The 7,398-nt window shown below is 69.8% G+C and carries 6 protein-coding genes; 1 reads left to right on the top strand and 5 read right to left on the bottom strand.

Annotated elements, in window-relative coordinates; translation table 11 throughout:
* Positions 1–53 precede the first annotated feature (53 nt).
* From hppD to ACKUB9_RS23780, 4 genes are all read right to left on the bottom strand, one after another.
* Positions 54–1,154 carry a 4-hydroxyphenylpyruvate dioxygenase gene (hppD, locus tag ACKUB9_RS23795; RefSeq protein ID WP_407527603.1) on the bottom strand — a complete coding sequence of 367 codons (1,101 nt, stop codon included), beginning with the start codon at positions 1,152–1,154 and terminating at the stop codon, positions 54–56.
* 158 nt (positions 1,155–1,312) lie between these two features.
* The gene (locus ACKUB9_RS23790; RefSeq protein ID WP_407527600.1) at positions 1,313–2,785 is read right to left on the bottom strand and encodes an MFS transporter; all 1,473 of its coding nucleotides are present in this window, start codon (positions 2,783–2,785) and stop codon (positions 1,313–1,315) included.
* Positions 2,786–3,020: 235 nt separating this feature from the next.
* On the bottom strand, positions 3,021–4,316 hold the full coding sequence (locus ACKUB9_RS23785) for a CaiB/BaiF CoA transferase family protein (protein ID WP_407527597.1): 1,296 nt from the start codon (positions 4,314–4,316) through the stop codon (positions 3,021–3,023).
* A gap of 20 nt (positions 4,317–4,336) precedes the next feature.
* Positions 4,337–5,314, bottom strand: coding sequence for a hydroxymethylglutaryl-CoA lyase (locus tag ACKUB9_RS23780; protein ID WP_407527594.1), 978 nt, complete (start codon positions 5,312–5,314; stop codon positions 4,337–4,339).
* 95 nt (positions 5,315–5,409) lie between these two features.
* On the opposite strand from ACKUB9_RS23780, the gene ACKUB9_RS23775 reads away from it, so the two are divergent.
* On the top strand, positions 5,410–6,372 hold the full coding sequence (locus ACKUB9_RS23775) for a LysR family transcriptional regulator (RefSeq protein ID WP_407527591.1): 963 nt from the start codon (positions 5,410–5,412) through the stop codon (positions 6,370–6,372).
* A 123-nt stretch (positions 6,373–6,495) separates the two neighbouring features.
* Here the strand turns inward: ACKUB9_RS23775 and ACKUB9_RS23770 are convergent.
* The coding region (locus ACKUB9_RS23770) for an MFS transporter (protein WP_410825924.1) at positions 6,496–7,398 on the bottom strand (903 nt) is incomplete at its 5' end.

Raw genomic sequence — 7,398 nt, 5'->3', positions numbered from 1 at the left:
CGTCGGGCACCACCGTCGGCGGTGAGCCCCGCCCCCGCCGGCGGCGCCCGGTCCTACGTCGTCAGCACGCCGCGCTGGATCTGGTCGGCCTCGATCGACTCGAACAGGGCCTTGAAGTTGCCCTCGCCGAAGCCGTCGTCGCCCTTGCGCTGGATGAACTCGAAGAAGATCGGCCCGATCACCGTCTTGGAGAAGATCTGCAGGAGGATGCGCGTCATGCCGCCGTCCACCACGCCCTCGCCGTCGATCAGGATGCCGTGCTTCTTCAGCCGGTCGAGGGGCTCGGTGTGGCCGCTGACCCGCGCGTGCGAGCGTGCGTAGTAGATGTCCGGCGGTCCCGGCATGAACTCCAGCCCGCGCGCCGCGATCGCGTCGGTGGCCGCGTAGATGTCGTTCGTCGCCACGGCGATGTGCTGGATGCCCTCGCCCTTGTACTCGTTCAGGTATTCTTCGATCTGGCTCTTGTCGTCCGCGCTCTCGTTGATCGGAATCCGGATCTTGCCGCACGGCGACGTCAGCGCCCGGCTGGTCAGGCCGGTGAGCTTGCCGGAAATGTCGAAGTAGCGGATCTCGCGGAAGTTGAACGTCTCGGCGTAGAATTTGTACCACGTGTCCATGTTGCCGCGCCGGACGTTGTGCGTCAGGTGATCGAGGTAGAAGAAGCCGACGCCGAAGGGCTTGGGGTCTTCCTCGCCCAGCCAGACGAAGTCGGCCGCGTAGGGCGAGCCCTTCGCGCCGTAGCGATCGACGAAGTAGAGCAGCGAGCCGCCGATGCCGAGAACCGCCGGCGCATCGATCGTCTTGTACGACCCCCTGTATTCCGTGGCGCCGAGTTCGACGGCCCGCGCGAGGGCGTGCCGCGCATCGACGACCCGCCAGGCCATGGCGGCGGCGCAGGGGCCGTGCGCGTCGACGAAGCGGCCGGTATGGCCCTCGCGCTCCCGGTTGACGACGTAGGTGATGTCGCCTTGCCGATAGAGCGAGATGTCGCGGCTCCTGTGGCGCGCCACCTCGGCAAAGCCCATGCTCTCGAACAGCTTTTCGAGCAGTGCGGGATCGCGGTGCGCGAATTCGACGAACTCGAAGCCGTCCGTGCCGGCGGGATTGTGGGCGCTGATGGTGGCGGGCGGTGCGTCGTGCGGGAAGGGTCCCATGGTGTCCTCCTGGAGGATGGGTGGCCGGAAGGGGCTGTCGATCGCCGGGACCGGCCTGCGGCATCGGTTGGGGTCGGGATGGATCGACTGTTCGACGGAGCGGGCAGAACCCGTTGCACTCCGGACCGGGCGCCTCGCGACCGGTCCGGAGCGGGCTCTCACCGGGACAGAGTCTCCAGGGAGACATCCTTGGTGCGGGGACCGAGGACGCCGACCGCCACCATGGTGATGACCATGCAGGTGGAGGTGAAGAGGAACACGCCCGTCACGCCGGCGTGGTTCAGCAGGTATTCGAGGATGAACGCCGTGAAGATCGCGGAGAACCGGCTCCACGAATACACGAAGCCGACGGCCCGGGCGCGGATGCGCGTCGGGTAGAGCTCGGCCTGATAGGCATGGTAGGTGAAGGAGAGCGTGTTGGCGGCCAGCGTGATGGTGAGACCGGCGATCAGGATGCCGAGCATGTCGGTCTGCTGCGAGAACGCGAGGCCGGCGACCACGATGATGCCCGCCATGGCGAGGATCACGGTCCTGCGCTCGTACCGGTCGGCGACGAAGAGCCCGATCAGGGGGCCGACCGGCGCGGCCAGGGCGATGATGCTGGTGTAGCCGAGGCTCGTGGTGACGGTGATGCCGTGCTTGATCAGCAGGGACGGCACCCAGTTCGCGAAGCCGTAATAGGCGACCGTCTGAAAAACATGGAAGATCAGCATCATCACGGTGCGCCGGCGATACGGCGGCTTCCAGATGTCGCTGAACCGCTCCGTCTCGGCCGCCGCGACCGCGACCGGCTCCGGCGCGGGCAGGGTCCGGCCGGTCTCCTGGCGAACCTTGCTCTCGAGCTGACGCAGGATGGCATCGGCCTCGGCGATCCGCCCCTTCGAGGCGAGCCAGCGGGGACTCTCGGGCAGGCTGCGGCGGATCCACCAGATCACCAGGGCGCCTCCGGCGCCGACCAGCACGACCCAGCGCCAGCCGTCGAACCCAAGGGGGGCCGTCGGCACCAGCAGGTAGGACAGGAAGGCGACCACCGGGACGGAGAGGAAGCCGATGGCCTGCGACAGTGCCGAGGCGCGCCCCCGCATGTGCTTGGGCACCAGCTCGGTGATGTAGCTGCCGATGGTGACGATCTCGACGCCGATGCCGAGCCCTGCGATGAAGCGCCAGAGGTTGACGTCGAACGCCGTGGACTGGAAGGCCATGATGGCGTTCGCAGCCGAGTACCACAGCAGCGAGTAGGTGAAGACCGCCTTGCGGCCGAACCGGTCCGCCAGGAAGCCGCAGCAGAGCGTGCCGATGAACAGACCGGAGAAGAGGGCGGCGATGAAGCTCGCCCGACCGGAGAACAGGAGCGTGATGAAGTGCCAGGGCGACGTTGCGTCGGAGAGGGACGCGGCCTTGGCGCTGAGGATGCCGGCCTTGACCAGACCGGGCGTCACGTAGCCGGTGAGGAAGAGGTCGTAGAGTTCGAAGAACAGGCCGAGGCTGATCAGCACGACGACCCGCCAGATCGGCCGAGATGCCGGAAGCCGGTCGAGCCGGGCGGAGATCGCGGCCGCGCCGGCCTCGCTCTGCGGCGGAGCCGTCGCGTCGGCGACCACGCCGACGTCGGTGACAGAGATCGCTTTCATGAATTCCTCCGGATGGATCGATCCGGGCTGTTCGCCGCCCGTTGTTCGACAGATGCACGGCTTCGTCGTTCAGCGATCCAGCAGGATGTCTTGGACCTTGCGCTGAGATAGACGGTTTCTGGGCATGAGAAGCAGGCCGAATGCTCGCCGTGTCGACGGAGCCTAGGCGTGATCTTCTCTGGGATTTGGCTTTTTGGCGGTACGGTGACGCCGCGAACGGCCGTCTCTACTTCGATCAGGTCGGCTCCATCGCGGGCACGTCCGGTGCCACCAGGACGCCGGCCTCGATGAGCGCCGCCACCTCGTCCTCGCGCAGACCGAGCTCCCGGGCGATGTCCCGCCCGTGCTCGCCCACCCGCGGGGGCTGGCGCGTGAGACCGGGACGGCCGTCGAACAGGGAGATCGGCAGGGCGGGCAGGCCCGCATTGTCCGTGGCCGGCCGGAAGGCCTCGTCGGGCCGCGCCCGGGTGAGGTCGGTGGGCAGGAGGCCGCCGGACGCGAGGAGATGCGGATCGTCGAACAGATCGCCGGGCCGGTTGATCGGCGAGAAGGGCAGCCCGAGCGCCTCGCAGCGCGCCATCAGTTCCGCCTTGTCGAGCGTCGCGAACACCGCTCCCACCCGGGCCAGGATGCGGGGGCGAGCCGCCGCGAGGTCCGCCATGCGCGCGAGGGCCGGATCCTGCGCGAGATCGTCGAGCGCGAAGGCGTCGCAGAAGCCGCGCCACTGGGTCTCGGTGACCACCCCGACGAACACCTGCTCGCCGTCGCGTGTGTCGAAGATGTCGTAGAGCGGCCACGGCTTCCTCATCGCGGGATCGCCGAAGGGGGGCGGATCGCGTCCCTCGACGGCGGTGCGGGCCATGTGCTGGGCCATCAGCACCATGTTGGTCTCGAACAGGCCGGACTGGACGAGGCCGCCCCGGCCGGTGAGATCGCGCTCGCGAAGCGCCGCGAGCACCGCGAGGGCGCCGAACAGCCCCCCCATGATGTCGTTCACCGACGAGCCGGCGCGCAGGGGACGACCGGGCGGGCCGGTCATGTAGGCCAAGCCGCCCATCATCTGCACCACCTCGTCCAGCGCCGCGCGGTGCTCGTAGGGCCCGGGCAGAAAACCCTTGAGCGAGCAGTAGACGAGGCCGGGATTGTCGGCCTGGAGCGCCTCGCGCCCGAGCCCCATCCTGTCCATGGCGCCGGGGCGGAAGTTCTCCACCACGACGTCGGCATCGACGGCGAGCCTGCGCACGAGCGCGAGGCCGTCCGGGGACTTCAGGTCCACGCACAGGCTGCGCTTGTTGCGGTTGAAGGCCGGGAAGAAGCCGACCGCGGGTCCGGTCAGCCGCCGGGTGTTGTCCCCGCCGGGGGCAGGCTCGATCTTGATCACGTCGGCGCCGAGATCGGCCAGGATCATGCCGCAGCTCGGCCCCATGACCATGTGGCTGAACTCGATGACCCGGATGCCGGACAAGGGCAGGCGCTGAGCTGTGCGAGGGGCGTGAGACGTGGTGTCGTGAGATTTGGCGTCGTGCGACATGGCGTTGTCCTCGCTGACGATCAGTGTGCGGCCTCAAGGAATGAGGCGCGTGCCGCTGCCGCAGGGTGGTAGGTGCGCGGAACGCCTGCGGCGGCGAGGCGCCCGTGGAGACGTTCGGACGGAAGCAGGTCGGCGAGCAGCGCCCGCGCCGCGATGAGGCCCGGCAGGTCGATTCCGGTGTCGTGACCCTCGGATTCGAGCAGGTAGACGAGGTCCTCGGTCGCCGCGTTGCCGACCGAGCCCGGAGCGAACGGACAGCCGCCGAGGCCGCCGAGAGCGGCATCGAAGCCGCGCACGCCCTCCTCGAGGCCCGCATAGGCATTGGCGAGGGCCATCCCGAGGGTATCGTGCAGGTGCAGATGGCCGAAGCGTCCTGCCCCGACCTCGGCGCGCAGGCAGCGGACCAGCCGCTTCACCTGCGCGGGAACGGCGTAGCCGAGCGTGTCGGCGAGGCTGACCGTGTCGGCGCCCACCTCCGCCAGGGCGCTCGCGAGGCGCGCCACGTCGTCCTCGGGCACGGCGCCCTGGAGCGAGCAGCCGAAGGCGGTGGAGATCCCAGCCTCGATCCGCGGCCGATCGGGTCCGAGCGTGGCCGCGAGGGCCGTGATGCGGGCGACCTCGGCCACCTGCTCGTCGCGGCTGCGGCGAACGTTGGCGCGGCTGTGGGCCTCGCTGGCCGAGACCGGCACGACGATGACCTGCGCACCGGCCGCGGCGGCGTTCTGCGCGCCCCTGAGGTTCGGCGCGAGGGCGATGACGGTCAGGGCCGGGTGGCGCTGCCGCACCGCCCGCGTCACCTCGGCCGCATCGGCCATCTGAGGCATGATGCTGGGCGGCACGAAGCTCGCGACTTCCATCTCGCTCACGCCGGCGGTCGCCATGGCGTCGATCCAGGCGAGCTTGGAAGCTGTCGGCATGATCGCCTTCGCCATCTGCAGCCCGTCCCTGGGGCCGACCTCGCGAAGGGCGACGGTGCGGTGCTTGCCGTCCGTGGACATCGTTTCCTCACCGGATGATTTCTTGATCCGGGAATACGTCCGTATACTGCGGATGAGAATCGCTTATTCACGGGGTCAGCTTCCGCGAAGCGCGGATGCTACCCATGGGTCACCGGAGCTTCACCGTGAGCACGTCACCGCCGGATTGGACGAGCCTGCGGCTGCTCCTGACGGCCATCGACCTCGGCAGCATCGCCAAGGCGGCCGAGCGGTGCGGCATCGCCAACTCGGCCGCCGCCAAGCGCATCCAGATGCTGGAGGCTCAGGCCCGCGTCGGCCTCATCAAGCGGCATGCTCGCGGAATCGTCCCCACGGCGGCCGGCGAGGTCTTCGCGCGCCACGCCCGCAGCCTGATGGATCTGGCGCGCCGGCTCGAAGGGGATATGGATGCGTTCGCGGCGGGCGGCGGCGGCAGCGTGCGGCTCCTCGCCACCGCCTCCTGCATCGGCGGGCACGACCTGGCCGATCGCCTCGCCTCGTTCGGTCGCCTGCACCCGCGCATCGTCGTGGAGCTGCGCGAGTTGACCAGCGCCCTGATCCTGCAGGAGTTGATCGAGGGGCGGTCGGATATCGGCATCGTCACGACCAAGGCGCGGATTCCCGCAGGCCTGGACGCGCGACCGTGGCGTGAGGACCGGCTGCTCGCCATCGTCTCGCTCGACCACCCGCTGGCAAGCCGGACCGCTTTGCGTTTCGCCGAGGTGCTGGAGCATCCCCTCGTCGACGTGCTGGAGATCGGGGCGCTGTCGCTGCTCCTGACGGAGGCGGCCCAGGATCTCGGTCGCAAACCCGACTACCGCTACCGCGTCACATCCATGGACGCCGCCCGCCGGCTCGTCGCAGCAGGTCTCGCGGTGAACGTGATGCCCGATCGCATGATCGTTCCTTACCTAAAACAGTTCGGCGTGCTCGGCATCGCCATCGACGAGCCGTGGGCCTTGCGGCAGTTGCGGCTCGTCGCTCGCGCCGCGGATGCACTCCCGGGACCGGCCCGCATTCTCGCGGATCACTTGATGAGTTCATCTATTCCGGCGTCTGAGATTCCACCTCAGACCTGAGTTGAACGGCAATTTCTTGGCTCTTGCCATGCCGCCGCATGGGCCGCTTGCCATGCTTCTGCCGCACGGGAAGACGGGGTCCCGCGGCAGGACGGTGGGGCCGGGTGAGAGCCGGCCGCTGGGTCAGGCCCGCGGCGGACCATCCTTCCCCTCGATCAGCGGCACCAGCAGCGCGGCCCCCGCGAAGGCACCGCCCACGAGGCACAGGAGCGGCCAGCCGCCGGCCGCGAAGGCGCGGGTGCCCGCCGAGGCGCCGAGCGCGCCGCCGACGAAGATCGCCGTGAAGAACACGGTGTTGATCCGGCCCCGCGCCCCGGCCGCGAGCGCGTAGACCCGGGTCTGGTTGGCGATCAGCGCCGTGTTGATGCCGATGTCGATCAGGAGCACGCCGGCCACGATGCCCGCCAGGGCCCGGCCGCCGAAGAGCCCGAACACCGCGAAGGCCAGGAGCGTGAGCGCGGCGCCGCCGATCACCACGGGCCGCGGACTCTTGGTGTCGGCGAAGCGCCCGGCGAGCGGCGCGCACAGGGCGCCGGCCGCCCCGATCAGCCCGAAGAGCCCCGCGCCCGCCGGGGTGAGCCCGAAGGGCGGTCCCTCCACGAACAGCGCGAGGCTGGTCCAGAAGGCGTTGAAGGCGGCGAACAGCAGCGCCTGCGAGAGCGCGGCGCGGCGCAGGGCCGGCTGGCTGCGGGCGAGATCGACCACCGAGGCCATCAGCCGGCCGTAGGACAGCCCAGTCGCGGCCGGAATGCGCGGCAGCGTCAGCCCGGCGAGCAGGGCGAGCCCCACCGACAGCCCGGCCGCGGCGGAAAACATCGCCCGCCAGCCGAACCAGCCGCCGACGAAACCGCTCAGCGTGCGCGCGAGCAGGATGCCGAGCAGGAGCCCGGTCATCACCTGCCCGACCATCCGCCCGCGGGTCGCGTCGGGCGCGAGTTCGGCGGCGAAGGGCACCGCCTGCTGGGCCGCCGTCGACAGCACGCCGATCAGGAAGCTCGCCGCCACCAGGGCGGCGAGGCCCGGGGC

Source organism: Methylobacterium oryzisoli (assembly GCF_046557895.1).
GTDB classification, from domain to species: Bacteria; Pseudomonadota; Alphaproteobacteria; order Rhizobiales; family Beijerinckiaceae; genus Methylobacterium; species Methylobacterium oryzisoli.
This window is presented reverse-complemented; position numbering and strand designations above follow the sequence as displayed.